At 43.5% G+C, this 26,726-nt stretch carries 25 protein-coding genes, 1 riboswitch and 1 other annotated feature; of the genes, 19 read left to right on the top strand and 6 right to left on the bottom strand.

The features are described from left to right. Positions 1-406 precede the first annotated feature (406 nt). The 8 genes from ACTWPM_RS06035 to ACTWPM_RS06070 all read left to right on the top strand — a co-directional run bounded on the left by ACTWPM_RS06035 (position 407) and on the right by ACTWPM_RS06070 (position 7,617). The gene (locus ACTWPM_RS06035) at positions 407-1,987 is read left to right on the top strand and encodes a long-chain-fatty-acid--CoA ligase (protein WP_443132165.1); all 1,581 of its coding nucleotides are present in this window, start codon (positions 407-409) and stop codon (positions 1,985-1,987) included. A 193-nt stretch (positions 1,988-2,180) separates the two neighbouring features. Next, on the top strand, positions 2,181-3,221 hold the full coding sequence (locus ACTWPM_RS06040; protein ID WP_443132166.1) for an SDR family oxidoreductase: 1,041 nt from the start codon (positions 2,181-2,183) through the stop codon (positions 3,219-3,221). A 35-nt stretch (positions 3,222-3,256) separates the two neighbouring features. Continuing rightward, positions 3,257-4,060, top strand: coding sequence for an alpha/beta fold hydrolase (locus tag ACTWPM_RS06045; protein ID WP_443132167.1), 804 nt, complete (start codon positions 3,257-3,259; stop codon positions 4,058-4,060). Positions 4,061-4,219: 159 nt separating this feature from the next. Continuing rightward, complete coding sequence (locus tag ACTWPM_RS06050; RefSeq protein ID WP_443132168.1) at positions 4,220-4,690, top strand: hypothetical protein; 471 nt, start codon at positions 4,220-4,222, stop codon at positions 4,688-4,690. 94 nt (positions 4,691-4,784) lie between these two features. After that, entirely contained in the window at positions 4,785-5,744 is a 960-nt protein-coding gene (locus ACTWPM_RS06055; protein ID WP_443132169.1) for a bile acid:sodium symporter family protein, read from the top strand. Positions 5,745-5,867: 123 nt separating this feature from the next. Further along, positions 5,868-6,593, top strand: coding sequence for a phosphatase PAP2 family protein (locus ACTWPM_RS06060; RefSeq protein WP_443132170.1), 726 nt, complete (start codon positions 5,868-5,870; stop codon positions 6,591-6,593). A gap of 113 nt (positions 6,594-6,706) precedes the next feature. Next, positions 6,707-7,399: a phosphatase PAP2 family protein gene (locus ACTWPM_RS06065; protein ID WP_443132171.1), complete on the top strand. Its 693-nt coding sequence runs from the start codon at positions 6,707-6,709 to the stop codon at positions 7,397-7,399. A 56-nt stretch (positions 7,400-7,455) separates the two neighbouring features. Then, on the top strand, positions 7,456-7,617 hold the full coding sequence (locus ACTWPM_RS06070) for a YqaE/Pmp3 family membrane protein (RefSeq protein ID WP_443132172.1): 162 nt from the start codon (positions 7,456-7,458) through the stop codon (positions 7,615-7,617). A 62-nt stretch (positions 7,618-7,679) separates the two neighbouring features. Here ACTWPM_RS06070 and queE read toward each other — a convergent pair whose 3' ends face one another. The 3 genes from queE to queC are packed head-to-tail and all read right to left on the bottom strand — an operon-like array spanning position 7,680 to position 9,536. After that, a complete protein-coding gene (gene queE / locus ACTWPM_RS06075; RefSeq protein WP_443132173.1) occupies positions 7,680-8,408 on the bottom strand; it encodes a 7-carboxy-7-deazaguanine synthase QueE in 729 nt (242 codons plus the stop codon). Further along, positions 8,401-8,868: a 6-carboxytetrahydropterin synthase QueD gene (queD, locus tag ACTWPM_RS06080; protein ID WP_443132174.1), complete on the bottom strand. Its 468-nt coding sequence runs from the start codon at positions 8,866-8,868 to the stop codon at positions 8,401-8,403. Before queD ends, queE begins: the two co-directional genes overlap by 8 nt. Continuing rightward, positions 8,868-9,536: a 7-cyano-7-deazaguanine synthase QueC gene (gene queC / locus ACTWPM_RS06085; RefSeq protein WP_443132175.1), complete on the bottom strand. Its 669-nt coding sequence runs from the start codon at positions 9,534-9,536 to the stop codon at positions 8,868-8,870. The genes queD and queC overlap by 1 nt, the downstream gene beginning before the upstream one ends. Before the next feature lie 84 nt (positions 9,537-9,620). Further along, positions 9,621-9,665: riboswitch (PreQ1 riboswitch) on the bottom strand. 840 nt (positions 9,666-10,505) lie between these two features. Between queC and ACTWPM_RS06090 the strand changes: the two genes are divergently transcribed. From ACTWPM_RS06090 to ACTWPM_RS06105, 4 genes are all read left to right on the top strand, one after another. Then, positions 10,506-12,146: an L-lactate permease gene (locus ACTWPM_RS06090; protein WP_443132176.1), complete on the top strand. Its 1,641-nt coding sequence runs from the start codon at positions 10,506-10,508 to the stop codon at positions 12,144-12,146. Between the two features lie 166 nt (positions 12,147-12,312). Next, positions 12,313-12,530, top strand: a binding site (T-box leader). 67 nt (positions 12,531-12,597) lie between these two features. Beyond that, the gene (locus ACTWPM_RS06095) at positions 12,598-13,833 is read left to right on the top strand and encodes an argininosuccinate synthase (RefSeq protein WP_443121818.1); all 1,236 of its coding nucleotides are present in this window, start codon (positions 12,598-12,600) and stop codon (positions 13,831-13,833) included. Beyond that, positions 13,826-15,199 carry an argininosuccinate lyase gene (gene argH / locus ACTWPM_RS06100; RefSeq protein ID WP_443132177.1) on the top strand — a complete coding sequence of 458 codons (1,374 nt, stop codon included), beginning with the start codon at positions 13,826-13,828 and terminating at the stop codon, positions 15,197-15,199. Before ACTWPM_RS06095 ends, argH begins: the two co-directional genes overlap by 8 nt. 1,012 nt (positions 15,200-16,211) lie before the next feature. Next, positions 16,212-16,547, top strand: coding sequence for a hypothetical protein (locus ACTWPM_RS06105; RefSeq protein WP_443132178.1), 336 nt, complete (start codon positions 16,212-16,214; stop codon positions 16,545-16,547). A 114-nt stretch (positions 16,548-16,661) separates the two neighbouring features. Here the strand turns inward: ACTWPM_RS06105 and ACTWPM_RS06110 are convergent, their stop codons facing one another. After that, complete coding sequence (locus ACTWPM_RS06110; protein WP_443132179.1) at positions 16,662-17,105, bottom strand: YueI family protein; 444 nt, start codon at positions 17,103-17,105, stop codon at positions 16,662-16,664. Between the two features lie 179 nt (positions 17,106-17,284). Further along, positions 17,285-18,472: a M14 family metallopeptidase gene (locus ACTWPM_RS06115; protein WP_443132180.1), complete on the bottom strand. Its 1,188-nt coding sequence runs from the start codon at positions 18,470-18,472 to the stop codon at positions 17,285-17,287. A 213-nt stretch (positions 18,473-18,685) separates the two neighbouring features. Here ACTWPM_RS06115 and ACTWPM_RS06120 point away from each other — a divergent pair, with 213 nt between their 5' ends. From ACTWPM_RS06120 to ACTWPM_RS06150, 7 genes are all read left to right on the top strand, one after another. Continuing rightward, positions 18,686-19,342 (top strand): peroxiredoxin, encoded by a 657-nt coding sequence (locus ACTWPM_RS06120; protein WP_443132181.1) that lies wholly within the window; start codon positions 18,686-18,688, stop codon positions 19,340-19,342. A gap of 825 nt (positions 19,343-20,167) precedes the next feature. Then, the gene (locus ACTWPM_RS06125) at positions 20,168-21,355 is read left to right on the top strand and encodes a DEAD/DEAH box helicase (RefSeq protein ID WP_443132182.1); all 1,188 of its coding nucleotides are present in this window, start codon (positions 20,168-20,170) and stop codon (positions 21,353-21,355) included. Between the two features lie 157 nt (positions 21,356-21,512). After that, positions 21,513-22,154: a methyltransferase domain-containing protein gene (locus tag ACTWPM_RS06130; RefSeq protein ID WP_443132183.1), complete on the top strand. Its 642-nt coding sequence runs from the start codon at positions 21,513-21,515 to the stop codon at positions 22,152-22,154. A gap of 3 nt (positions 22,155-22,157) precedes the next feature. After that, positions 22,158-22,616 (top strand): S-ribosylhomocysteine lyase, encoded by a 459-nt coding sequence (locus ACTWPM_RS06135; RefSeq protein WP_443132184.1) that lies wholly within the window; start codon positions 22,158-22,160, stop codon positions 22,614-22,616. A 21-nt stretch (positions 22,617-22,637) separates the two neighbouring features. After that, a complete protein-coding gene (locus tag ACTWPM_RS06140) occupies positions 22,638-23,555 on the top strand; it encodes a PLP-dependent cysteine synthase family protein (RefSeq protein WP_443132185.1) in 918 nt (305 codons plus the stop codon). A 4-nt stretch (positions 23,556-23,559) separates the two neighbouring features. Then, positions 23,560-24,696 carry a bifunctional cystathionine gamma-lyase/homocysteine desulfhydrase gene (locus ACTWPM_RS06145; protein WP_443132186.1) on the top strand — a complete coding sequence of 379 codons (1,137 nt, stop codon included), beginning with the start codon at positions 23,560-23,562 and terminating at the stop codon, positions 24,694-24,696. Positions 24,697-24,975: 279 nt separating this feature from the next. After that, positions 24,976-25,659 (top strand): TraR/DksA C4-type zinc finger protein, encoded by a 684-nt coding sequence (locus ACTWPM_RS06150; RefSeq protein WP_443132187.1) that lies wholly within the window; start codon positions 24,976-24,978, stop codon positions 25,657-25,659. A gap of 645 nt (positions 25,660-26,304) precedes the next feature. On the opposite strand, the gene ACTWPM_RS06155 is transcribed toward ACTWPM_RS06150, so the two are convergent. Further along, positions 26,305-26,664, bottom strand: coding sequence for a Lin0512 family protein (locus ACTWPM_RS06155; protein ID WP_443132188.1), 360 nt, complete (start codon positions 26,662-26,664; stop codon positions 26,305-26,307). Positions 26,665-26,726 lie beyond the last annotated feature (62 nt).

Here is a 26,726-nt window from a genome sequence, read left to right on the forward strand (position 1 = left end):
TTTAGCTCGACAATCATTAAATCTTTTCAAACTGCGAAGCGAAGTAAATTAAATTCATGTGGTGGAGAACGATCCACTTCTACTTCGTTTTGTTTCTTTTTGTTTAGTTTAGTTTAAATAATGCGGCCGCTCATTCGGTCGTTTGCAGGTTCATTTGCCGATCGCTTGCTCGGTCGCCTGCTAGTTCATAAAACTTTGAAACCAAACTTCATTTACAATAATAAGAACCCAGGAAGAAGGGGGTTAGACTCAAAAAACGATAGCTGAATTTAAAAAGTTCATTATTGATGACTAGAGAAAATCACCTTCTTTTCAACTGTTATACTATCAAACTATTGATATATAACAGTTTAATTATTACAATATGTGTAAGCGCTTCAATATATTATAAAGGAGAAGTGATGGCATGCAGGTACCTTTAGTGTTGACCGATTTTCTTGATCGAGCCGTAGAATTATATGGGGATAAGCCCGCTATTATTGACGATGAACGTACGCTGACGTATAAGCAGCTGAACGGACGAGTCAATCAGCTCTCACGTGGTCTGGGCGAGCTTGGAGTAATAAAAGGGGATAAGGTCGCTTACCTTGCTCCGAATACGATGGAGATGCTGGAGGGTTTCTACGGTGTCTTTCAAGTGGGGGCGGTTATGACTCCTTTGAATACCCGGTTAAAACCGGCAGATTATCAATTCATCCTGGAACATAGCGAGAGTAAGATATTATTTGTGGATGCAGAGCTGTATCCTCTGGTTGAAACGGTTCTGCCCCAGCTTCCGCAGCTTGAGCATGTGATTGTTCATGGAGAAGAAAAAGAAGGGGCTATTTCCTATGAACCGTGGCTTGAGTCTTTTTCTGATGCTCTTTTCGATCGGGTGAAGCTTGAAGAAACAGATATCGCTTCTCTTCTTTATACGAGCGGTACAACAGGAAATCCGAAAGGTGTGCTGCTCAGCCACCGGGCAAATTACCTGCATGCGTTGTCTACGATGCATCACTTGCGAGTGAGCGATCAGGATACGTTATTGCACGTGCTTCCTATGTTCCATGTGAATGGCTGGGGATCTCCTTTTTATTACACAGCCAATGGGGCAACTCAGGTTATGCTTCGCAAAACCGATCCAAAACTCATGTTAGAAAAAATCAAAAAGCATGGTGTGTCCGTTTTACATATGGCGCCGACTGTACTCAATATGCTGATGGAGGAGTATGATACTGTTCAGCCGCAAATCGAGCAGGATGTACGCGTAGTTATTGCCGGCTCTGCCCCGCCGCCTGCCTTCGTACGAAAAGTGGAGGAGGATTTAGGCTGGAAGTTCATCCAAGTCTATGGCATGACGGAAATCTCCCCGCTGATTACGACTTCGGAATTACGATCCATGGATTTTGATCTTCCTGCTGAAGAAAAATACCGCCTGAAAGCAAAGGCTGGTTACGAAATGATTGGATGTAAAGTAAGAGTTGTTGATGAGTTTGGGGAAGAAGTGGCTCATGATGGGAAATCCATTGGAGAAATAATTACCCGGACCAATGGGATCATGGAAGGTTATTTCAAAAATGAGGAAGCGACGAATGCTGCTATTCGTGATGGCTGGCTCTATACCGGCGATATGGCTGTAGTGGATGAGAAGCATACTATTGAAATCGTCGACCGGAAGAAAGATGTGATCATCAGCGGGGGTGAAAATATATCCTCGATTGAAGTGGAAGCGGTCCTGTATGAGCATCCCTCCGTACTCGAAGCGGCTGTAGTGGCTACACCTCATGATAAATGGGGCGAGGTTCCAAAAGCAGTCGTGGTTTTAAGAGAAGGCGAGACCGTATCAGAGGAAGAGCTGATCATGTTCTGTCGCGAAAAGCTGGCTCATTTTAAGGCACCGAAAAGCATTACATTTATTGATGAACTGCCGAAAACAGCGTCAGGTAAAATACAGAAAGTGATTATTCGTAAATCATTCTGGGAAGGACACAGTCGGCTCGTTAACTAAATTATCCAAGGTCACGAGGGCGTGCTTTTTTTAAAAAGTACGCCTTCTTTATTAGAATGCTGAAAGTTCCAATATATAGCAAGGCAATTAATAGATGTTTATCCCTCTTATTTATGCTAAACTTTTACCTAGATGCAAAACTCTTGACAAATGGAAAATTTAAACAAATAGATGGTTTAGGTAGGTGAGCAACATGAATATACTTTTAACTGGTGCCACAGGATTTCTTGGAAAACAATTAACCATACGGCTGCTTCAGGAAGGTCATTCCGTATATGCAGTGGCGCGGAATGAAAAGAAATCTGAAAGTCTGATGGAATCCGTACCAACAGAATTACAGCCGAAGTTGACGGTTGTAAAAGGAGATATTGGGAAGGAGAACGTCGGTGTTTCAGAGGAAGCCATGGAAGAATTGAAAGATACGGTTGATACGGTTTATCATATCGCTGCTTATCTTTCTTTTGACGACAACGAGAAAGAACAGCTTTTTGATATTAATGTAAATGGGACCAGACGCATTCTGGATTTATCGAGGAAAATTCACGTGAAGAACTTTTTTCATGTAAGTACAGCTTATACGCTGGGTGACCAGCTTCATGCTGAAGAGGAACTGCATCCATTGGACAATCCTTTTGTGAACTATTACGAGAAAAGCAAATGTGAGGCGGAACATTTAGTGTTCAGTTATGGGGAGTACTTTAACGTGAACATATTCCGCCCTTCCATTATCGTAGGGGACTCCCAGACAGGGGAGGCCGATACGACGTTTGCCTTGTACGGAGTTATGAGAAGCTTCGAGATTATGAAAAAGAGATTGGATCGTCAAAAAAACTCCCCTAATGATAAGGTCAAGTTCTTATGTAATCATGAAACGGCTCAAAACATTGTGCCTATTGATTATGTAGTGGAAGTATTGGCAGCAGGTCTTGCCCATGCAGAAAATAAAAAAATTTATCACATTACAAATTCGACCCCCCCGACCAACCAGGTGGTCTTCGAAGCTTTAAAGAGAGAGTTAGACTTTCATAAAGTCCAGCTGGTACCAACGGATTATGAGGGAGAACTTACCGAGCAGGAACTCAGGTTTAACGAACCTATGAAAGTATTTCATCAGTACTTGAATAAAACGTTAACGTTCGATGACTCCAATACGCAGGAACTTCTAAAGAAAAGTGGTACGGAACCTCTCGACTTAAATGCTTCGGTTCTTAAGACGATACTCGCTGGAAGATAATCATAATTTTTTAAAAACAAAGTAAGGATGCATCTATGTTGAACTTTAAAAAAACTTCTTTAAATTATGAAGCTTATATTAATAGTCAAGATAAAGATTGGATTGTGTTCTTTCACGGATTCGGCGGAAATTATTCGATATTTAACAGACAGATAGAGCACTTCAAACCAGACTATAATTTATTATTTGTTGATTTACCTGGTCACGGGAAATCCCCTGACCTGACTAATGATGAAAATATTTTGGACTTTACGAGCAGGAAAGTAGTCGAACTGCTTGATCGCCTTCATATTAATCGGGTTCACCTTATTGGCGTATCGCTCGGAACGATTGTTATTCAGGATATGGCAATGAAGTTTCCGGAGAGAATCAAATCCATGGTCTTATCCGGTGCGGTCGGCCGCTGGTTATGGTGGGGAGAAACGCTCGGAAAGATTGTAATGTCTTTCCCTATACGGCATATGCTGCCTTATATGGTCCCGTTTGTGAGTTTTGCTCACATTTTAATGCCGAAAAGAAACCATAAGAAATCAAGGGATTTCTTCATCAAAGAAGCATTAAAGCTCGGAAAGAATTCTTATCTGCGCTGGCTCTTTATCGTGAAAGATGCTCACCAGATCTATTCGAAATTGAAACAGCAGGTTAATAAAATTCCCAAGCTTTACATTTCGGGTGCGGAAGATCACATGTTCCTTAAGGGAATTGTGAAGCATGCGCGTAAGGAAGAAGCGGCTGAGTTGACGATCCTGGAAAAATGCGGACATGTATGCAATATTGAAAAGTCGTCACAGTTTAATTTGATATCACGTGACTTTGTAACTAAATATTCTGCAGTTTAATGCGGATGGTTTTTTTAAAGCTCTCTACTTTGGTAGAGAGTTTTTTTTTATTGAAGCAGTATAACTCATTTGGACAGTTTATTCGAAAGATAAAAGGAATTGTGACCATTTGGGTTTATAAGCAAGTCTTGGTAATATGGGGGAGAAGAGGTGAAGCTTATGATCGAAAAAGGAGAGGTAAGAAAACTGCGCCTGAAACAGTTCATCCTATTAAACGGGGCGCTGGTACTCGTATTTTTAGGGATGGATCTCTATGTAACCCAGAGCTTTCCTTTAGAAGGATTGATCTGGATTCTCGGCTTTTTATTTCTTATGATCGGCGCGGTGGGCTTGTACCAGATAAAGACAGGGAAAATACTAGCTACTAAAAACACTAAGAAACTGGTCAAATATGAAAGGGAAGTGCTTGGAGAGAAAACTTGGAAAAGACAGCAGAAAGGCGGTGTGACCATGATTGTTATACTTGCGGCCGCTGCCTTTGTCGCTGCAGCTGTGATCAATTTTCCTTTACCTCACGCTGACCCGAGTATGGATCCACCCGGTTATATTGGTTCTTTTATTGGGGTAAATATCGGAACGGGGATTCGCTCGTACCTGATCGACAAAAAGGGGGCAGAAAAACCATACTGAAGCTTTACTCCCTAATACTATATCAAATTCATGCTCTTCTGATCTTCGCGCGTTATAATAGAATAACTTGAATATGAGCAGGGGAGTCCAACCTATGATCCGCACCTTCAATCAATTTTTGCAAAAAATTATGCCTTATCTCACGCCTTCAGCTGTCGTTATCGGAGTCGTGTTTTCCGATTGGTTTGACTCGCTTGTCTTTCTCGTACCATGGATCTTCGCCGTTATGACATTTGCAGGCAGCCTGGGGTCCAATTTCACTGATTTGAAAAAGGTGCTCCGTCATCCAGTAGCCATGATTGCCTGTGTTATTGTTCTACATATTATAATGCCGCTGATTGCCCTTGGTGTAGGTACACTTATCTTCGGGAGCGGGGCTCATACTACGATTGGATTAGTGCTTTCTTTTGTCATTCCTACAGGGATTACAACCTTGATCTGGGTATCGATTTATAAAGGGAATGTGGTCTTAACGCTATCGATCATTCTTGTCGATACCCTGATCGCACCGCTCGCTGTACCTTTTGTGATGCAGATCCTCGTTGGAAATGCAGTGGAAATGAATGTTCAGGAAATCATGAACGGCCTGCTCTGGATGATCGTGATTCCTTCGCTTCTAGGTATGCTCATTAACCAATTCGCTAAAAAGGACTTTACTGAAAAACTGGAAACTAATCTTTCTCCGGCGACAAAGCTTGGGATTGGGGCGGTCGTTACCATCAATAGTTCAGCAGTTGCTCCTTATTTTAAAAATATTAACGGAAAGCTTATTTTAATAGCAGTGGTTGTTTGTATGCTCGCGATCCTCGCTTACTTTATTGGGTTCCTTACAGGGAAGCTTCTGAAGATCGGTCATCCAAGTGTCATTTCACTTACCTTTAACAGCGGGATGAGAAATATAAGCGGAGGTGCGGTTATTGCGATCACCTATTTTCCACCACCGGTAGCAGTACCGGTAATCGTAGGGATGTTGTTCCAGCAAGTGCTCGCTTCTTTCACCGGAAAAATATTTGCTCAACATCAAAGAAAGCACGAGAACAGCTTGGCGAATTAACTTTACGAAAGAAAAAGTTCCTGGTTTGAGAATTTTTTAACCTCCAGCGGAGTATTAAGCAGTTTTGACAGGGGTAGGGAATGGGAACATAAAGCAGTAAAAGCAATCGAGGTGTTTACATCTATGTTATTTTCCGGAACAAAATTATCCGACCTTTCGAAGGCTTCTATCATAATTATTCTTACCGGCTTCATTGCGATAGGGCTTTCTTTCTATTTATTCTTTGAACTCGCCGGGGAGGTCTTGGAAAAAGAAAAATTTATAGTGGATCAGTGGGCGGTTAACGTGAAGAATTCCATAGGATCGCCAGGACTAGATCAATTCTTTGGCTGGGTTACGGAGGCTGGTTCTGTAACGATTATTACAGTTATGTCCATCCTTCTCTTTGTATATTTACTATTCTTTTCCCCATTCAGCCGGTGGGTGGGTATTTATTTTGCGGTAAATATGATTGGAATTAGTGCCCTCACGAAAGGACTGAAACTAATTTTTGAACGTCAGCGACCGGATGTACTAGCTGAATATGACGGTACAGGTTTCAGTTTTCCAAGCGGACACTCAACAGGGGCCATGGTTTTCTATGGTTTTCTAATCTACTTAATTGGCATCAGCCGTTTAAGAAAAGGATGGAAATGGCTGTTTAATAGTTTGCTTGCAACCCTGATTCTCGGGGTGGGGTTAAGCCGCGTTTATTTAGGGGTACATTATTTCACAGATATTATAGCTGGGTTTTTATTTGGCCTTGCGTGGTTGATGATTTGTATTGCTGCCCTGGAAGTTACCCTTTGGAACCAAAGACGCCGGAAGGCTAGTAGTAACTCGGTAACTCATACTTCCGAGCAAGCGTAATCACCATTATCCATTGCCCTGTTTCCTAAAATGGATGTCCTAACTGAGAGCTTAAGAGGAAGAAAACTCGTGGCCATGGTATAGAATGCATTTTATTGGTCCAGGTGATATGCATGTTATTTTCTAATACGAAGATTTCTGGTTTCTTTAAAGCGTCCCTTAGTTTACTGCTAATAGGTTTTCTATTTTTAAGCGGAATTTTATATGTATTGATGGAGTTGGCAGAGGGAGTTTTGCACCACGAGAAGTTCTTGATTGACCAGATGGCTTTTGGGATGGTCAGAGAATTTTCTTCGCCTTTATTTAAGCAAGCAAGCCACTGGATTACGTACGCTGGTTCAGTTGCGTTTATGGTAACAGCTTCCCTTCTTCTTGCTGTTTACCTCTTGTTTTTTTCCCGATTCAGCCGTTGGCTTGGCATTTATTTCATCATTAGTATGGGAGGTGTAAGTCTACTCACAAAGGGGTTGAAATCTATGTTTAACCGAAGTCGCCCTGAGTTTTTAGGGGGATACGACGGCTCAACCTCAAGTTTTCCCAGTGGACATGCCTCCGGTGCCATGGTTTTCTATGGTTTTTTATTTTACTTAATTGCCATCAGTGGGCTGAACAAAATATGGAAGTGGCTGATTAATGGTCTTTTGGCACTTATTACTGGGCTTATTGGCTTAAGTCGGGTCTATTTAGGAGTTCATTATTTTACGGACATTAGTGCAGGATTTCTTTTAGGCCTTCTATGGCTGATGATCTGCATTGCTGCTTACGAAATTACTTTTCACCTTCAAAACGGCGTCAGGGCTGAATAGTTATACTTCTCGGTAATTCGGGTATGAAACAAGTAGAAAGCGAAAGGAGTGATCTCGTGTTACTATATATTCTTGCTATATTCCTGCCACCGATCGCGGTGTTATTTACAGGTAATCCTGGCAAAGCGTTATTAAATCTTGTGCTTACGATGATATTCTTCGTTCCTGGAGCGGTACATGCCGCATTAGTTGTTAAGGATTATCATAACGGTGTATAAGAAAAAGGTGTCCAAAACGGACACCTTTTTTTATCGGCAATTATATTAGAGGAGACGAGTAGTTAAACGCCTCGCTTGTTGCCCCAGACCAGAGCATGAACCTGCGGGAGAACTCGCACATGATTTAACTTTTCAGAGGCAACCACTTGGTCAATTAGCCATTCATACTGATCCAAAAGGTGGCTTGCCAGGGCAGGGGGAGCGTCTTCTTCTAAGTCATCATTTCCTACCTGAAGGAAAAAAGCTACATCCGGATAGCGTTCATGGACATGTTCAGCATAGGTTAGATCTTCATGATTGAAGACTACAACCTTCAAGCTGACGTTTGCCAGACGTCCCTGTTCCAACAGCCGTTCAATAATATCATCAAGAACCTGCCAGTTCGTTTTCATCTTGGAACTTGGCGGTTTAGGAGATATAGTTAAATCATCAATTTCCGGAAACCACTCCTGCCAGCGGCTTCCTTGTGTTTCAAGAGCTACTTCAATGCCACGGGCGTGGAGCGGTTCGATCAGCTCATCAAGTTTAGCTAACAGAGCCGGATTGCCGCCGGAGATGGTTACGTGGTCAAAGTGACGTCCGCCTGTTTCTAATAAACGGTCCAGGATTTCATCCGCCGTCAGTCGTTCGATCTCTTCTTTAGCACTGCCATCCCAGGTAAATGCAGAATCGCACCAGGCGCAGCTGTAGTCACAGCCGGCTGTTCGAACAAACATTGTTTTACGGCCGACAACCATTCCTTCCCCTTGAATGGTAGGGCCGAAGATTTCAAGTACAGGAAATTTACTCATTCTCCATCCACTCCCGTCTTGCTTCAGCAAAGCTGGTTGGTGTCTCGTAAAGTTTTACGAATTCCACCCGGTGTCCCTCAGGCTGACCTGCAAGAGCGGCTGCCATTTTTTCATAAATCCAGACGACCATATTTTCCGCCGTTGTATTCATATTAGGGAGCGTATCATTTAAGTAGCGATGATCCAGATGGATTTCAATTTGTTCTTTCCAAATGTCTTTAATATCTCCAAAGTCGATCACGATCCCAATGTCATCAACATATCCGCTAATTCCAAACACGACCCGGTACGTGTGGCCGTGAAGGTTCTTACATTTTCCTTCATAACAGTGAAGATGATGAGCAGCGTCAAATGTGAATTCCTTGCTGACCATCACGCGTTTTTTATGGTACTTCAACTCATGACGTTTAATGTCCTGATCGATCTTCTGCAGGTTTTCAACAATGGTAAAACCGTACATTATCGATTCACCTCTGTTCCTTGTTCCAGATAGGTTTCGAGTCCTTTCTGCCGTAGTTCGCAGGCCGGGCACTCTCCACATCCATCCCCGCGTACACCGTGATAGCAGGTTAGCGTTTTTTCACGCACATACTGGAAAGCATCTAGTTCATCAGCCAGAGCCCAGGTTTGAGCTTTATCGAGCCACATGAGTGGCGTGTGCACGACAAATTCATCATCCATAGACAGGTTGAGCGTAACATTCAGAGATTTAATGAAAACATCACGACAGTCAGGGTAGCCGCTGAAGTCCGTTTCACATACCCCGGTCACAACATGCTTCGCTCCAATCTGTTTTGCCAAAATCGAGGCGAAGGACAGGAACAATAGGTTGCGTCCTGGCACAAAGGTAGAAGGCAATTCTCCGTCTTCGCCATCAGCTACTTCAATATCATCACGCGTCAGCGCATTAGGCGCGAGCTGGTTAAGCAAGGACATATCAAGGACATGATGCTTAACTTTGAGATCGTCGGCAATTTCTTTGGCAACCTCGATTTCTTCTTTATGGCGCTGGTTATAATCAAATGTTACGACCTGAACTTCATCATACTTTTTTAAAGCCCAGAACAGGCATGTTGTACTATCTTGACCGCCGCTGAACACAACGACTGCTTTATTATTTTTTTCCATTAAAAAATTCCCCTTTCGCAAAGAAAAAGAGAATTCCACTCACCCAAAAACATAAAAAAACCATACCTAAGGCAAGGTATGATTCCATCCTTAGTTTTTTATAGAGGGTGTAGCTAGAACCTCTCCTGTTTATAAACAGACTTTATTAATTTACTTCGATCATTATAACACGGCTGCACCGGAAAAGGGAATAATGGCTTTTACATATAGACGACCTTAAACGCTGTTGTCGGTTTTAATAAAGAAGTTATTCCACAATAGGGCCGGATTGTGGAAGACTCAGTTTCGAGATAAGTACGGCCCGTTTCCTAAAATCGATGAGGGTGGCTACGGAAACAACTCGCTTTCCTACGGGGGAACTGGCAAGCCTCCTCGGTCGCTTTCACTCCCTGTGGGGTCTTTCTCCCGTGGGAGTCTCGTCGTTTCCTTCGCCACCCAGCCAGTAGTGGATAAAACGGACCCTTCTATAATAGAAGTAAGCGTCCTGAATCAGCCTTAAATGCTTATATAGCGGGATTTACACTTAAATTCGCTAGATCGATCCTGGGATACCTACCTTCATTTAGCAGGCAACTTCGTAGTGGGTATTATGCTCCCTATATCGCAAGGTCCGGAGGGGAACGGGAGACTCCTGTGGGACACACATGATCAGTGAGACCCGGAAAGCTTTAGCTTGAGGAGGCTCAGCACAGAAGAGGAGGTTCGACTAAGAACACCACGTCGTGTGGCAACGTCGAACGACCCTGCGTCGTGCAGGGCCGGAAAGCGAGTCGTTCCTCGCAGGATCTAACTCTCTCACTAGATATCTCGAAACTGAGTCTTCCCGTATCGGGAGCTTATCTGAAAAAGTAAACTCGCTCTTCTAGCAAATTTATAAAATAAGATAGATATTGTGAAATATTTCACAATATAGACACCGCTTTTTACTAACAAATTAATTATAATGGAAGTAACGAAAGGATGGTTTCCATGACTTACTTAGAGATTTTAACAGCTTTGATGCCTGTACTGGCCGTATTTATCTTTCTTGTAATCTTCCGTCTTCCTGCTGTAACAGCAATGCCAATCAGTCTTGGAATCGTAGCCGTACTGGCTTTTATCGTATGGGAGGTCCCTGCTATTCAAATTGCAGCTGCTTCTATGGAAGGGGCTATGATTGCCACTTCTATCATCTGGATTGTTTTTGGAGCGATTCTACTGCTGAATACCTTACGAAACAGCGGAGCCATGGAATCCATTCGAAATGGGTTTTCTGGAATTACGGAGGATCGAAGGGTACAGGTTATTATTATAGCCTGGCTATTTGGCTCATTTTTAGAAGGAGCGGCGGGATTCGGAACACCAGCTGCGATTGCAGCTCCGTTGCTTCTGACACTTGGCTTTCCTCCTTTAGCTGCTGTAGCCGTATCGTTAATTGCGGATAGTAGTGCGGTTTCCTTTGGGGCTGTAGGGACTCCGCTGATCGTTGGTGTCGATCAAGGACTGAAGCAAGGGGATGCAGTGGCCGAGCAGGTACAGGCGAGTCTTGGAAGTCAGCCGCTCGAAGGGTTCATTCAAGAGGTTGCTCAGACTGCGGTGCTTATGGATCTATTCATCGGGAGTTTTATTCCGCTGATCCTTGTTATCATTCTTACAAAATTATTCGGTGAAAATCGTTCTTTCCGAGAAGGATTTGCTATTTGGAAGTTTGCTATTTTTGCAGGTTTCAGCTTCACGATTCCTGCATTCATGGTAGCTACTTTCCTTGGACCTGAATTCCCGTCAATTATCGGTGGTCTGGTTGGTCTGGCTATTGTGGTGCCAGCTGCTAAGAAAGGATTTCTGCTTCCAAAAGAGCCCTGGACTTTTAAAGGGGAAGTGGCTTTCAGCGAGACAGCTGCTGTTAAGGAACGGACTATGCCCCTTTACAAAGCCTGGCTTCCTTATGTGGCTGTAGCTGTACTGCTTGTCCTGACACGCGTCAATGTTCTGCCTTTTAAAGCGTGGCTTACGGCTGTTGAAGTTAAATGGGAAAATATCCTGGGTACGAATCTATCCACTGCTTTTGAACCGCTGTATCTGCCGGGGACGATCTTTGTGATTGCTGTTCTGCTCACCGTCTTTTACCACCGGATGACTAAAGAGGCGGTTAAAAAAACCGTACAGTTATCCGCAAGCTCTATGATTGGCACAATTATTGCCTTACTTACAGCTGTGCCGATGGTCAGAATCTTCATCAATTCCGGAGTCAATGAAGCTGGCCTTCTGAGCATGCCCATGGAACTTGCTGCTCTTGTTGCCGAGGGAGTAGGAGGGGCATGGCCGCTTGTTGCTCCTATTATAGGAGCGCTTGGTTCATTTATCTCAGGTAGTGCTACATTCAGTAATATGATGTTTTCTCTTTTCCAATTCAGTGTGGCGGATCAAATCGGAGCAAGCGGTCAGCAAGTTGTAGCTTTACAGGTCATTGGATCGAACGCAGGCAACATGATCTGTGTCGTTAACGTAGTAGCTGCAGCCTCTGTAGTCGGTCTGGTTGGGAAAGAAGGAGCAATTATTCGGATCACTCTTCTTCCTATGCTGTTTTATGTGGTGATGGCAGGGATCATCGGGTTTATTTTTATAAGTTAATATGCATAAAAAGTGACTGAGGCTGTACAGTCACTTTTTTTACTGTCCAATAGGTTTTAAAATGTATAGGCTATTTAACTAACTTTCTATAAATTTAAGTTTTTTACAGTTTTCCTGTTGACTTCCTCACTCACTTTTGTATAATTATAAACATCAAATAATAAAAATACATTCGCAGACGAAGAGAGTATGTATAAACTGAAGCAGCAGCGAGCCGGGGGCGGTGGAAGCCCGGTGGTTCATTTATACAGAAACGCACTTCTGAGAAGATCGGTGAACTAGTAGCCGGTTCCGGGAGCACCCGTTATCAGTTTCGAGTTGGTCTATGGCAATAGACAATGAGAGTGGCACCGCGGATGGTTAAAACCAGAATCCGTCTCTTACTAGAAATAAGAGGCGGATTTTTTTATGGAAATAGACATGTTCTACAATTTCTTAGGAGGTATTTATTATGGCGAAACCAAAAGTAGTATTAGCATATTCAGGTGGATTGGATACTTCAATTTCAGTGAAATGGATTCAGGAAAAATATGATTATGATGTGATTGCTGTTGGACTGGACGTTGGAGAAGGTAAGGATTTAGAAACCATCCGTCAGAAGGCGCTTGATGTGGGAGCTATTAAAGCAGTCATGATTAACGCGAAAGAAATCCTGGCTGAAGAGTATCTAATGCCTGCCCTAAAAGCGAATGCATTGTATGAAGGGAAATATCCTTTATCCTCCGCCCTGTCTCGACCGTTAATTTCCAAGCTGCTCGTTGAAATTGCTGAACAGGAAGGCGCAGTTGCTGTGGCTCATGGATGTACTGGAAAAGGGAACGATCAGGTACGTTTTGAGGTTTCCATCCAGGCTCTAAATCCAGATCTTGAAGTAATTGCCCCTGTCCGTGAGTGGGGAATGACTCGTGACGAACAAATTAAATATGCTGAAGAAAAAGGAATCCCGGTACCGGTTAATTTAGAAAACCCGTTCTCGATTGATGCCAACATCTGGGGCCGTGCCTGTGAAGCAGGTGTTCTCGAGGATCCATGGGCTGAAGCTCCCGAAGCGGCTTATGCATGGACGAATCCATTGGAAAAGACTCCGGACCAGGCGGAAACGATTGAAATCGATTTTGTTGAAGGAAAACCTGTCGGACTTAACGGGAAACAGATGGATCTTGTTCCTCTGATTGAATACTTGAATGAACTCGGTGGCAAGCATGGAATCGGCAGAATCGATCACACCGAGAATCGTCTCGTTGGTATAAAATCAAGAGAAGTGTATGAGAATCCTGGTGCCATGATTCTCATCAATGCGCATAAGGAGCTTGAGTTCCTGACGCTGACAAGAGAAGTTTCTCAATATAAAACAAGTGTAGATCAGCAGCTGGCTAAAATTATCTATGATGGTTTATGGTATTCCCCACTTCAGCCGGCCCTGTCCGCTTTCGTGGACTCCACTCAGCAGGTGGTTACGGGTACGGTGAAAGTGAAATTATTCAAAGGACATCATAATGTAATCGGTAAGAAATCTCCGGTGAGTCTTTATAATGAAGAGCTTTCTACGTATTCTAAAAATGACGCTTTTGACCATAACGCTGCGGTTGGATTTATCAAACTATGGGGACTTCCGACAAAAGTACATGCGGATGTTCATAAAGGAAAGAAACTCCTTGATCAAGAACTGGTGACCGTCCATGAGTAAATTATGGGGCGGACGTTTTACAAAACCTACTAACAAGCTGGTGGAAGAGTACACCTCTTCCATTGGTTTTGACCAAAAACTGGCGCTGCAGGATATTCAGGGGAGCCTTGCTCATGTAGAGATGCTTGGAAAGTGCGACATCATAACACAGGAAGAAGTGGAAGAGATTCAAGGTGGCTTAAAGGCCGTTGAAAAGAAAATCCAGGCCGGGGATGTGGATTACTCGATAGCTGATGAAGATATCCACATGAATATCGAAAAAATGCTGATTGATGAAATTGGCCCTGTTGGTGGAAAACTCCATACCGGCAGAAGCCGTAATGATCAGGTTGCTACGGATATGCATCTGTACTTACGGGAGAAGACCAATGGATTGCTTGAGCTGGTGGAGGCGGTGCAGACAGCGCTTGTCAATCAGGCCGAGTCCCATGTGGAAACGATTCTTCCGGGATACACTCATTTGCAGAGGGCGCAGCCAGTATCTTTCGGGCACCATCTTCTCGCCTATTTCTGGATGTTCGAACGGGATAAAGAACGATTGCAGGACAGCCTGAAACGAATTAACTGGTCGCCGTTAGGTGCGGCAGCTCTGGCTGGAACACCTTATCCAATAGACCGCCAAATGACAGCGGAAGCTCTCGGATTTGATAAACCATATCCGAACTCTCTGGACGCCGTCAGTGACCGCGATTTTATCCTGGAGTTTTTATCTATTTCTTCTATTATGATCACCCATATTTCCAGGTTATCGGAAGAACTCATTCTATGGAGCAGCCAGGAATTTGATTTCATTGAATTGGATGATGAGTTTTGCACAGGTTCAAGCATTATGCCGCAAAAGAAGAATCCTGATGTTCCTGAATTGCTGCGTGGCAAAACTGGACGGATCTACGGAAATCTGATGGGGCTGCTTACGCTCTTGAAGGGGCTGCCGCTCGCTTATAACAAGGATATGCAGGAAGATAAAGAAGGCATGTTTGATACTGTGGATACTTTAGAAGGAGCTCTGTCTTTACTTGCTCCAATGCTCGATTCGATGGATGTAAAAGCAGATCATATGAAGCAGGCGGTTAAGGAAGATTATTCGAATGCGACGGATATCGCTGATTACCTTGCAGTAAAAGGACTTCCATTCCGTCAGGCTCATGAGATCATTGGGAAAATTGTGCTGTATGCGATCGATCAGAACAAGTATCTGCTGGATCTGACGATGGAAGAATACAAGCAATTCTCTGAACTGTTTGAAGAAGATATCTACGATAAGCTGGCTCCTGAACAAGTAGTAGCTGCGCGGGTCAGTGAAGGAGCTACCGGGTTCCAGCAAGTTTACAAACAAATTGATCTGGCAAAAGAGCACCTTTCTTAAAACAGAAGGCGCTCTTTTTGTCGTTTCAATTCTTACCTACAAGCTATACGCAGCAAGTAGCACAAGCGGCTTATTAAACAATAGGGCCGGATTGTGGAAGACTCAGTTTCGAGGTATTTTGTGAGAGAAAAGGTCCTGCGGGGGATGATTCGCTTTCCGCGGCCCTGCACGACGCAGGGTCGTTCGACGTTGCCACAGGACGTGGCGATCTTAGTCGAACATCCCTTGTGCTGAGCCTCCTCAGTCTTCGACTTCCGGGGTCTCACCGATCATGTTTATCCCGCAGGAGTCTTCATCATCCCCCTTCGGACCTTGCTAAATCAGGAGCTCGAAACGGCTTCAAATATTCTCCGCGTGATGTAAAATTAGATCATATGGTTTTCTGCCCATTTTCAGGATGGAACTACCCGCAATAGCTTGTCCTAAAAGGATTTAATTCAGATGAAGCAGAAGAATTTTTCTCTTCTGGAAGGGTCCGTTATTCTCCTGTGGCTGGGTTGGTGGGGAAATGGCGAGACTCCCCGGTTAAAAGCGGAGGCACCTTGGTCAGCGGCGTATGGACTGGACTGAGCTGGCGGAGATAAAGGAAACACGAAGAGCGTAGCGATTCGATGTTGACTTATCGTACAGAAGTGAGGGAAGTCTCACTAGCCGCTAGGTGCTGGAGCTGGATAGCTCTCTTCAACGTTTAGGCACTCATTTACGCTTACGTTTCTAATAAGTGTAAGAGTGGGAGAAGGAGCTAGGCGAGACCCCACAGGGAGTGGTAGCGACCGAGGGAGGCTTGCCAGTTCCCCCACAGGAAAGCGAGTTATTTCCCAACCAACCCTTTTCCATCTAGAGTAACGGTCCCATTTATCTCGACACTGAGTTTTAAACAAACGGGAGCTTTACTGGAAGAGTGGACTTGGAAGAGTAACGAGTTTAGTAAAGGAGCGGAAGGGTAAACGTTTTAAAAATTCTAAAAAGGATAATATACAAATAAATACATTAATAAAAGGGGAATGAGACGATGGCTAAACATGTAGAAGCATATTTTAGAACGGAAAACGACGCAGAAAGCGCTAAATCATCCTTGCAGAAGTATAGTATCGAACAGGAAGCAGTGGAACCTATCCCGGAGGAGGTTGATTTAACACCAATCGTTCCTGCGAGCGGGTCAGCCAACACCGGCGGAGGTACATTTAATTTTACCGATGTACTCAGTCCCAAAAAAGATGATGATGCGATGGCTGATAAGCGCCATCTCACTCATGTGCTCAATTTCAAAATTCCTGAAGAAAATTATGATGAAGCACTAAAAGTAATCGTTGAGCATGATGGGCACATGGAGCAATCGAAGTTATAAGTAGAAAATTTTTAAACGGATTATAATAGGACTCTCCTTTGCAGGAGGGTCTTTTTTACGGGAGTTGATTTTAATGCGTCCGTTTATTAAGCATTCCTGGAACCTCGCATACGCTTAGTTAGAAGTAAACCAGCTCTTAACAGTAGATAAAAATCCGGATTCCTGAGGTTTTTCTTCTGGCTCTTCCTTCTTATCAGGAACGAAGATATCCTCTATATCCACAGCATAGTCATACGTTAATACAGCACCAAGATCTGAATCTGCATCCTTATTCATAACATTCGTGTAGGGAATGTTATACTTAGCTGCCAGCTTTTTTTCTTCCTTCATAAATTTCGAAGCTACGTCTCCATTTAGTAAAAGTTTTGTCTCTGGATGCTGTTGCATAGCTTTCTCTAATTCTTGAAGAGATACATCCTGCATCAATTGCCCCTTTGTGAGCGCCAGGACTACCCGCTCCCGAATCGTACCTAAGAATCGCTTACGTTCGGAGGGTCTGATTTGTTTTTTGCCATAGATGCCTTCTTGTAATTTATCTTCAATTTCCTTATTGCTCATGCTGACACCTTCTTTCCTTATCATACTATGTCCATTTTAAAACAAACTCTTTCCTCACGCACTTGGAAAGCGCTGAAACTCATAGAAGGATAAGGAAAAGGCCGGAATGTTATGTTTTTTAAGATTGTTTAGAGAGGATTAAAAAGCGATGCCTCAGGATTTCAAAGGCATCGCTTTTTTTACATATACATACTGGCTAGAAAAATGCCGATCGTTTCCTGATAAATTTCATCAAACTGACTAAGAGGGAGTGGGTTTACACCCTGCCCCAGCTCCACGGTAAAGCCCGGCTGCCGGTAGACTTTTACGAACCAATCCTTGTATCCTGCGTAACTGTCCACGTAACGGATGGGTTCATAGCCGCTGACACGCTGGAATTCATTAACGATCGTCATAGCTCTCGGCGGTTCAAGTCCCTCATACCCCCAGTAAATAACTTCACCCTGAGTATGGAAAGCTAACATTTTTTCAAACAATCGATCCCCTGCAAGTTCAGCCATGGCTATAGCTTCAGGCTCCGTTAGCGGCTGGTAGCCTGGAAAATCTCTGAATGCTGGTTCTTTTGGTTTTCTTGCTGCTTCCACTTCCCACTTAGCAGGATACTGATTGTTTAAATCCACTCCACGTATGTTCGCTTTCCACCCTGAGAAATCTGTACTTCCCTCGTTGATTCTAAGTGCTTCTTCGCCAAATTCTCCTTCAGGAGGTCCGTTTAGAACAAGATTAACTCCGTCAGGGTCCACCATCGGAACAATGGATAAGGTGACTTGATCATAGAAAGGACTGACATCGAGACCGCGAATCGACTCTTTGTTAGTTAGAGCTAGTAAATAATCATTTAAAAATTGCATGATCACTGCGGTTGTAATCCACTCATTACCATGAAAAGCCCCGTTCCAGTGAACGATTTTCGGACCCCGGCCAATTTGAAGTTCATCTAAATTCTTTCCCATTACACTCTGACCAATGGTTTCATTCCGAATAAAAGGATAAATCTCAAATAGTTCATTTAAGTGTCCGGTTAAAACCTGGTAGTCGTAAGCCTGATTTCCATTCACTACTCGGTAGGTGACCTTTACGGGAATACGGATAGATTGTCCGATTTGAAGCTGTCTCGGATTAATAGTTGGGTTTAGTAAAGCTAACGAGTCTACAGCGATACGTCTTTCAGTAGCAATTTTCCAAAATGTATCATTCGCTTGAACCTTATAAGAGCTTACTTGGTAGCCGGGTATTTTAATGGTCTGCCCGATACTCAGGGCGGAAGGATTCACTTGAGGGTTAGAATCTATAATTAATTTTAGCGGTACATTGAATAAATTGGAGTAGTACCAGAATGTATCCCCGCTTCTCACGTTTATATCCATGGGAGGACCTCCTAAACATGGTAATCTTTTTACTACTATATGGGAAGGAAAGGATACACATGAGGCTATTTAGAAATTAATCCTTTGAAAACAGATCTCCTTTAGTCGTGAGTAAGTCTTTTTTATCACTATGTAAATTCCATGATTAACCATAGGAGGCAGGTGGTACACATACCCAAGAGGGTTTTTTAAAATTTAGAAGGAGGTAGAAAAATGGAACAAACAGAAATGAATCAACAAGTACAAATGCCAAGAATCGGAGATGACGCACCAACCTTTAATGCGGCTACCAGTCAAGGAAACATCTCGTTGGAAGATTATAAAGGCAAGTGGCTTGTCCTATTTTCTCATCCATCAGATTTTACCCCGGTATGCACAACAGAGTTTGTCGGGCTTCAGGAAATCTATCCTGAATTAAAAGAAATGAACACAGAACTGCTTGGATTAAGCGTTGATAGTGTCCCATCTCATATTGCCTGGATTAGAAGTATCGAAGAAAACTTTAATACGAATATTGAATTTCCGGTTATTGCTGATCTTGATAAACAAGTGGCTATGAAATACGGCATGATCATGCCAGGTGAAAGTCAGGTAGAAACAAGCCGCGCTGTATTTGTTATTGACGATAAACAGAAGATCCGTTCTATCATTTATTATCCGCTGACGACCGGAAGAAACATGCAGGAAATCCTGCGCCTGGTGAAAGCTCTACAGACGACGGATGAACACGGCGTAGCTACTCCTGCTGACTGGCAGGAAGGAGATAAAGCTGTTGTTTCTCCACCGAAATCGCAGGAAGAAGCAGCGAAACGTGCTGAAGAAGAAGGCATTGAATATATCGACTGGTATATTTCTAAAAAAGATGTATAATCGGGAGTCAGGCTGTCCTAGCGGGCAGCCTGTCCTTTTTTATGCGGATTGTGGAAGACTCGATTTCAAGATATTTTATGAGAGGAGGTCCTGCGGGGGACGATTTCGGCCAGCTGCATCGCCCAGACACTCGCGTCATAAGCAGGAATTTCAACGGGACGAAAGAACGCATCCCTTTTGAATTTCCTGCTTATGCGTGTCGTGTCTATCGAGGCGATTCCGCTCTTGAACACTTTCCGTGGGCATGTGCTGAGCCTCCTCAGTCTTCGACTTCGGGGGTCTCACCGATCATGTTTATCCCACAGGAGCCTACATCGTCCCCCTCCGGACCTTGCCCAACCAGAAGCTCGAAACCACTTCAAACATCATCTGCGTGATGAGGAATTAGCCCATGTGGTTTTCTACTTATTTTCATGATGTAACTATCCGCAAAATCCTGTCATAAAAGCATTCATCCAGATTAAGTAGGAGAATATTTATCTTCTAAAAGGGTCCGTTTTTCTTAATTACGTGGGGTTGGTGGGGAAATGGCGAGGCTCCCATGGGAGGAGGGACTAGGTGAGATCCCGCAGGGAGTGAAACGAGCGAGGAAGCTCACCGTTCCCCCATAGGAAAGTGAGTTATTTCCCCACCAGCCCTCCTCCACATAGAGTAACGGACCCAATTTATCTTGAAACTGAGTCTTCCAGTATCGGGAGCTTAATTGTAATATCAACACTGAGGTTAACAAGAGCTTTTTGAAGATAATTTCAATAAAAGGGATCATAAATTAAAGGATTCAGGTACAATAATAGTAGAAGGTTATAATAGGAAGAAGTGATAGTAATGAATGAAACTTTTGAACAACTAGGTGTACGGAAAGATTTTATTAATAAATTGACGCAAGAAGGCATTGGAGCTCCCACTCCTATCCAGCAAGAAGCGATTCCATCTTTAATGGATGGACGCGACGTAATTGCTCAAGCGCAGACAGGGACAGGGAAAACCTTTGCTTTTTTATTGCCTATCTTACAGAACATTCGGGTAGAGGAGGCCTCTGTACAGGCTGTAATTGTTACGCCCACGCGTGAGCTTGCTCTTCAGATTACCGAAGAAGTACGAAAATTAAAGACAAAGGATATGCACGTGCTCGCTGTTTATGGCGGCCAGGATGTTGCCAAGCAGGCTCATAAGCTGGATGGACAAGCTCATATTGTAATCGCAACTCCAGGAAGAATGCTTGATCATTTACGCAGGGGAACGATTTCCCTTGAAGCGGTGAAATACATGGTCCTGGATGAAGCGGATCAGATGCTTGAAGCAGGCTTTCTGCCAGATGTACAGGATATCTTAAGTCAGACACCTGAAGCGAAACAAACGATGTTATTCTCAGCCACCATCACCACTCAAGTCAATCAGCTGGGCAAAAAAATCCTCAAGGATCCAAGAAGAATTACTGTCAAAGAAAAGACCGTAACGTTAGAGGGAATTAAGCAGCTGGTCTATGAGACAACGGATCGGGCGAAACAGGATACTTTGATTCAGATTATGCAGGAACACCGTCCATTCCTTGCTTTGATTTTCTGCCGGACCAAACGCAGAGCAAGGAAGCTGAATGATGCCTTGTTAAGCCATGGTTTTGAAGCAGATGAACTTCATGGCGATTTATCCCAGGCGAAACGGGAAAAAGTCATGAAGCGGTTCCGTGATGCTAAGATTCAATATTTAGTAGCCACCGATGTAGCCGCCCGGGGTATTGACGTAGAAGGGATTACTCACGTGTTCAATTACGACATTCCTCAGGATCCTGAGAGTTATATTCACCGGATTGGCCGGACAGGGAGAGCAGGAGGTAAGGGGCTTGCGATTACGTTCGCTGCGCCAAAGGACCGCCAAGCTCTGCAGTCGATTGAAAAAAGTATTAAACAGAAAATTGAACGCCGTTCTCTTGCCAATTTATCCCCAGGTAAGGAAAAAGAATCAAAATCAGAACCACCTAAGAAAAAAACAAGACGCTCTCAAAGACGAAGATAACTGGAGATCCGTTCTTCCTATAGGAGGAGCGGATCTTTTTTTCCAAAAATAGGTCTTAAGACTATTCCGTTGAGCATCCCTCTGAAATATGATACATTAAACATGTAATCCCGAGTTTATTGATAGGGATTATAAATATTAAGGGGATGAAAGAAAGATGGGCGTAGAATTTGTCGACCTATTTAATCAATGGGCGAGTTCATATGATGATACAGTGTCTGGGAATGATATAGAATATAAAGAGGTTTTTGAAGGATACGACGAAATGCTCGAGCTACTGGCTGGTCTTTCACGATCTCCGGTTATGGAATTCGGAGTAGGGACGGCTAATTTGACTCGTAAAATGATCAATCAAAACAAAGTGGTATTCGGCATTGAACCTTCTTCAGAGATGCGACGGATTGCGAACTTGAAGTGTCCGGAAGCAGCTATTTATGATGGAGATTTTCTTAATTATCCTCAGTTAATGACACCCATTCAGTCCATTGTCAGCTCTTTTGCCTTTCATCATTTAACGACCAGTGAAAAGATAGAAGCTATTCAAAAATTTGATGATAAACTGGAGAGCGGCGGCCAAGTTATTTTTATTGATACGCTCTTTAAGGATGAAGGTCATAAACAAGCGTTAATTAAAGATGCGGAAACATCCGGTTACTTGAATTTAGCACAGGACTTGCAGGAAGAATATTATGGGTATCTTGAAGAGCTGAAGGAAATGTTTTCTAATCAGGGATTTGAGGTATCATTTAAACAAATGAACAAATACGCCTGGTTGATCCAGGCCAAAAAAGGAGAATGATTTATGACACAAATGAACGTAGAAAGCTTTAACCTTGATCATACGAAAGTGAAAGCTCCTTATATCCGCCTTGTTGGTGTAACCGAAGGGGATAAAGGCGACAAGATCTATAAATATGACATCCGTGTAAAGCAGCCAAACCAGGAGCATATGGATATGCCTGCCCTTCACTCTCTAGAGCACTTGATGGCTGAAAATAGCCGTAACCATCACGACCGTATCATTGATATCGGTCCAATGGGCTGCCAGACAGGATTTTATCTTGCTGTATTAAATGATGACAGTTATGAAAATATTCTTCAGGTTGTTGAGAACACACTGAAAGACGTACTAAATGCTACCGAAGTTCCAGCCTGCAATGAAGTACAATGCGGATTCGCAGCAAGCCACAGTCTGGAAGGTGCGCAGGAACTTGCCCGTGAACTGCTTAATAAACGTGACGAATGGACAGAAGTCTTTTAATAAACGAAGGGTGAGAGTGCGATGAGTTATGTCAGGAATGTTCAATCGTTGATCGGTGACACACCGATGATCGAGCTTACTCACTCGGACATCCCGAATCAAGCACGTATTTTTGCAAAGCTTGAATTCATGAACCCAGGCGGTAGTATAAAAGACCGTCTGGGTTTAAAACTGATTGAGGACGCCTTGAATAGAGGACTGCTGAAGCCAGGCGGAACGATTATTGAGGCTACCGCAGGCAATACAGGCATTGGAGTTGCCCTTGCTGCTATTGGAAAAGGATATCGCATTGTGTTTGTAACTCCTGAGAAGTTCAGTCAAGAGAAACAGACACTGATGAGGGCTCTCGGCGCAGAAGTAATTAACACTCCCACGGAAGAAGGGATGCGCGGAGCCATCAAAAAAGCGGATGAATTGGTAAACGAAATTCCAGATTCATTTAATTTGCAGCAATTTAATAATCAAGCAAATCCAGATGCATACTACGAAACGTTAGGACCTGAGATATACACAGATTTAAATGGAGAAATTGATATTTTCCTTGCTGGAGCAGGGACAGGTGGAACCTTCATGGGTACCTCCCGCTATTTAAAAGAGCAAAATCCATCGATCAAGACGGTAATTGTGGAACCAGAGGGCTCTGTTATCAATGGAGGAAAGCCGGGTCCACATGATACAGAGGGAATTGGCATGGAATTTCTTCCTTTTTATATGGACACCTCTTATTTTGATGATATTCATACCATTCCGGATGAGATTGCCTTTCAACGTGTAAAGGAACTGGCAAGGAATGAAGGACTGCTGGTAGCCAGTTCATCCGGAGCAGCTTTTGAAGCGGCTCTGCGTGAGGCTGAGCAAGCAGAACCTGGTGCCAGAATAGTAACCGTTTTTCCGGATAGCAGTGAACGATACTTAAGCCAAGGGATATATGAGGAGTGAAGTTATGAGAAAGAAAACACAATTAATTCATGGTGGTATTACAGGAGATGAAAAAACAGGTGCAGTTTCTGTGCCGATTTATCAAGTCAGTACCTATGCGCAGGATGGAGTAGGAAAGCATCGGGGATATGAATATTCCCGTACCGGCAACCCGACTCGTTTTGCCCTTGAAGAATTGATTAAGGAAATTGAAGGCGGCTATGCGGGCTTTGCCTTTGGGTCTGGAATGGCTGCGATTACAGCTGTACTCATGACTTTTAAACAGGGAGATCATATTATCTTCACGGATGATGTGTACGGAGGGACGTACCGTCTGGTTTCCCAGGTAATCACTCGCTTTGGTCTGGAAGCAAGCTTTGTCGACACAAGCGATTCCAAAAACATTGAGGCAGCCATGACAGAGCGCACAAAAGCGCTATATGTTGAAACGCCGACGAATCCTTTGTTAAAGATTACGGATCTTAAGAAAACCTCAGAACTTGCTAAAGCGCATGATCTAACTTTCATTGTGGATAACACATTCAGCACGCCTTACTGGCAGAATCCTATTGATTTTGGTGCCGATATTGTCCTGCACAGTGCTACAAAATATTTAGGCGGACATAGTGATGTTGTTGCCGGATTGGTTGTCGTGAATTCTGAGCAATTGGCCGAAGACGTTCACTTCGTTTTAAACTCTTCTGGTGGCATTCTCGGACCACAGGATGCCTGGCTGCTTATGCGCGGCATTAAAACCCTGGGCATCCGTATGGAAGAAATTGAAGAAAACACTCGAGACTTCGTAGAATTTTTACAAGGGCTTCCAGAGGTAACGAACATTTATTACCCGGGACTGACGGATCATGTCGGTCATGATGTTCATCAAAACCAGGCACGCGGTAACGGCGGAATGATCTCTTTTGACGTAGGAAGCGGTGAGAAAGCTGACAAAGTTCTGCGGAATGTCCGCTATTTCACGCTTGCTGAAAGTCTTGGAGCAGTCGAAAGCCTAATTTCTGTACCGGCTAAAATGACGCATGCTTCTATTCCAGAAGTGCGTCGAGGCGAGCTTGGTATTACCGACGGACTTGTCCGTGTATCCATTGGTCTTGAAGATATTGAAGACTTAAAAGAAGATTTTCTTGAGGCCTTACGTAAATAATTATGAAAAGTGTCGCCCTTTGGGGAGGCACTTTTTTTGAATTTGTTAGGAGGTTCAGCCCGGAATTGAGGTTTTGAGGTATCTAACGGCGCAATCAGAGTAGCCCACGGTTAAAAATCCGGGAGGCTGTGATTCACATTTCGTCGCCCAGTATCAAGCGTGGCTAAAGAAAAGCAATCGAGCTTTTGAAAACAACAAGGAGATTTACCAGAACTCTCTTCGTATAGAGACCTGTTCATAAGCCACACTAAGGTGGAATATGAATCAGGAGTGGAAAGTATGGATTACGAACACTATAAAAAACAATTAGAAGAAAGACAAATGGAAATAGAGACCCGTTTATTGGAAAAGAATTCATTGGGAGTGGAGCGCGCATTTGCAAGTGACATGGCTTCAGGGGAACTTTCGCAGTATGATAACCATCCAGCGGATTCTGGAAGCGAATTGTATGAAAGAGAAAAAGATATTGCTCTACTGGGACATTTAAAAGAAGAGCTCTCCGATATTGAGTATTCCCTTAACCAAATGAAAGCAGGAAAATACGGGATTTGTGAGAAAACAGGGAAGCCGATTCCAAAAGAGCGACTGGAAGCTCTTCCGACCGCACGTACAGTCTCTCAAGCGTCTTCCAATCAGGAAATTTCTGAAGATCGTCCGATTGAAGAAGAAGTTCTTGAAGATCTGGAGGCGAATTACGGAAGGAATGCGGATGACCCTGAATATAATGAGCAAAATGCTTATGAACAGGTTGCTTCATTTAACCAGAGCAGCATGACTTATGACGACTCATCTTTAATGGATAATCAGGATGGAACAGGATATGTAGAAGAATTTGAACCTTTTGTGTCTACAGATATGCATGGATACACTGGAGCTGATCGAGTGAAGTTTGAACGCAATGTTCATTATGACAAGTATATGGATGACATGGATGAAGCGGAAGCCGAACGATCAGAGGATTAATAAAAAGTAGGAAGGACCACATGGTCTCTCCTTCTTTTATGTATCAAACCCTGGCATTGACCTCACAAAAAAGTTATTCAAGTATCGGGCCGTTTACTGTAAGACTCGAATTCGAGATATTCCAGGTCCGTTGCTAATAAAGAGAGTGGCTGGCGAAGGGAACAACTCGCTTTCCTGCGGGGGAACTAGCAAGCCTCCTCGGTCGCTGTCACTCCCTGTGGGGTCTCGCCTAGCTCCTTCTCCCGCGGGAGTCTCGTCGTTCCCTTCGCCAGCCTATGCTTGAAAAACGAACGGACCCTTCTATAGGCGTTAGAAGGTACTGTATCCGCCAAATGCTTCTATAGCGGGAATTATCCACCGTACACGCTCATTATTAAAAGTTTATCTCCATCATAAACCGGGCGTATCGAACAAGATTTCGAGCTCCATATATCGTAAGGTCCGGAGGGGGACGACGAAGACTCCTGCGTGATGAACATGATCGGTGAGATCCCGCAGGGCTGTCAAGCCCGAGGAAGCTCACCACATGCTCGCGGAAAGCGAAGTCGTCCCCCGGAGGACCTTCATCGTAACCAATATTTCTAAACTGATCCTTAAAAAAAGGGAGCTTCCGCTTAGTGGAAGCTCCCTTGCTTGTAGACATATTTAGTAGCCAACTTCGATGGAAGTATTGACCATATACATTTGATCATTTTTGTCGTCCTTATCTTCCAGAACAATTCCGCTCGTGGTTTTCATGCCGCCTTCCATAACTTCAATCGTTACTTCACCATAAGGGATTGCTTTTTTCACTTCCTCATGATCCAGCTGATCATGATCGCAAGGCAGAGCCAGTTTCACATTTGTTTTCATATTATCAAGCGATTTTTCTGGCAGAGCCTCACTTATCCCAGGCATAGAGTTCGTGTGGATAGCATTTTTAATCGCGCGAACGGCGGCTTTCGTAACGTTTTGACCATGAACGTCAATTCCCATTCCAGTTTGAACGAATAACATTTGATCCATAATTTAATACCACCTTTCTTACAAGGTGTTTATCACATATACATATTTTGAAACCTTTTCCA

The sequence above is a fragment of the Halobacillus sp. K22 genome (assembly GCF_052246795.1).
Classification (GTDB): domain Bacteria; phylum Bacillota; class Bacilli; order Bacillales; family Halobacillaceae; genus Halobacillus.

Excerpts from the sequence above, each read along its gene's own strand:
- ACTWPM_RS06095 (WP_443121818.1), top strand. The coding sequence starts at position 12,598 with ATGGCGAAACCAAAAGTAGTATTAGCATATTCAGGTGGATTGGATACT.
- ACTWPM_RS06155 (WP_443132188.1), bottom strand. The coding sequence starts at position 26,664 with ATGGATCAAATGTTATTCGTTCAAACTGGAATGGGAATTGACGTTCAT.
- ACTWPM_RS06040 (WP_443132166.1), top strand. The coding sequence starts at position 2,181 with ATGAATATACTTTTAACTGGTGCCACAGGATTTCTTGGAAAACAATTA.
- ACTWPM_RS06110 (WP_443132179.1), bottom strand. The coding sequence starts at position 17,105 with ATGAGCAATAAGGAAATTGAAGATAAATTACAAGAAGGCATCTATGGC.
- ACTWPM_RS06105 (WP_443132178.1), top strand. The coding sequence starts at position 16,212 with ATGGCTAAACATGTAGAAGCATATTTTAGAACGGAAAACGACGCAGAA.
- ACTWPM_RS06125 (WP_443132182.1), top strand. The coding sequence starts at position 20,168 with ATGAATGAAACTTTTGAACAACTAGGTGTACGGAAAGATTTTATTAAT.
- queC (WP_443132175.1), bottom strand. The coding sequence starts at position 9,536 with ATGGAAAAAAATAATAAAGCAGTCGTTGTGTTCAGCGGCGGTCAAGAT.
- argH (WP_443132177.1), top strand. The coding sequence starts at position 13,826 with ATGAGTAAATTATGGGGCGGACGTTTTACAAAACCTACTAACAAGCTG.
- queD (WP_443132174.1), bottom strand. The coding sequence starts at position 8,868 with ATGTACGGTTTTACCATTGTTGAAAACCTGCAGAAGATCGATCAGGAC.
- ACTWPM_RS06145 (WP_443132186.1), top strand. The coding sequence starts at position 23,560 with ATGAGAAAGAAAACACAATTAATTCATGGTGGTATTACAGGAGATGAA.
- ACTWPM_RS06050 (WP_443132168.1), top strand. The coding sequence starts at position 4,220 with ATGATCGAAAAAGGAGAGGTAAGAAAACTGCGCCTGAAACAGTTCATC.
- ACTWPM_RS06060 (WP_443132170.1), top strand. The coding sequence starts at position 5,868 with ATGTTATTTTCCGGAACAAAATTATCCGACCTTTCGAAGGCTTCTATC.
- ACTWPM_RS06140 (WP_443132185.1), top strand. The coding sequence starts at position 22,638 with ATGAGTTATGTCAGGAATGTTCAATCGTTGATCGGTGACACACCGATG.
- queE (WP_443132173.1), bottom strand. The coding sequence starts at position 8,408 with ATGAGTAAATTTCCTGTACTTGAAATCTTCGGCCCTACCATTCAAGGG.
- ACTWPM_RS06065 (WP_443132171.1), top strand. The coding sequence starts at position 6,707 with ATGTTATTTTCTAATACGAAGATTTCTGGTTTCTTTAAAGCGTCCCTT.
- ACTWPM_RS06090 (WP_443132176.1), top strand. The coding sequence starts at position 10,506 with ATGACTTACTTAGAGATTTTAACAGCTTTGATGCCTGTACTGGCCGTA.
- ACTWPM_RS06135 (WP_443132184.1), top strand. The coding sequence starts at position 22,158 with ATGACACAAATGAACGTAGAAAGCTTTAACCTTGATCATACGAAAGTG.
- ACTWPM_RS06130 (WP_443132183.1), top strand. The coding sequence starts at position 21,513 with ATGGGCGTAGAATTTGTCGACCTATTTAATCAATGGGCGAGTTCATAT.
- ACTWPM_RS06045 (WP_443132167.1), top strand. The coding sequence starts at position 3,257 with ATGTTGAACTTTAAAAAAACTTCTTTAAATTATGAAGCTTATATTAAT.
- ACTWPM_RS06035 (WP_443132165.1), top strand. The coding sequence starts at position 407 with ATGCAGGTACCTTTAGTGTTGACCGATTTTCTTGATCGAGCCGTAGAA.
- ACTWPM_RS06115 (WP_443132180.1), bottom strand. The coding sequence starts at position 18,472 with ATGGATATAAACGTGAGAAGCGGGGATACATTCTGGTACTACTCCAAT.
- ACTWPM_RS06055 (WP_443132169.1), top strand. The coding sequence starts at position 4,785 with ATGATCCGCACCTTCAATCAATTTTTGCAAAAAATTATGCCTTATCTC.
- ACTWPM_RS06120 (WP_443132181.1), top strand. The coding sequence starts at position 18,686 with ATGGAACAAACAGAAATGAATCAACAAGTACAAATGCCAAGAATCGGA.
- ACTWPM_RS06150 (WP_443132187.1), top strand. The coding sequence starts at position 24,976 with ATGGATTACGAACACTATAAAAAACAATTAGAAGAAAGACAAATGGAA.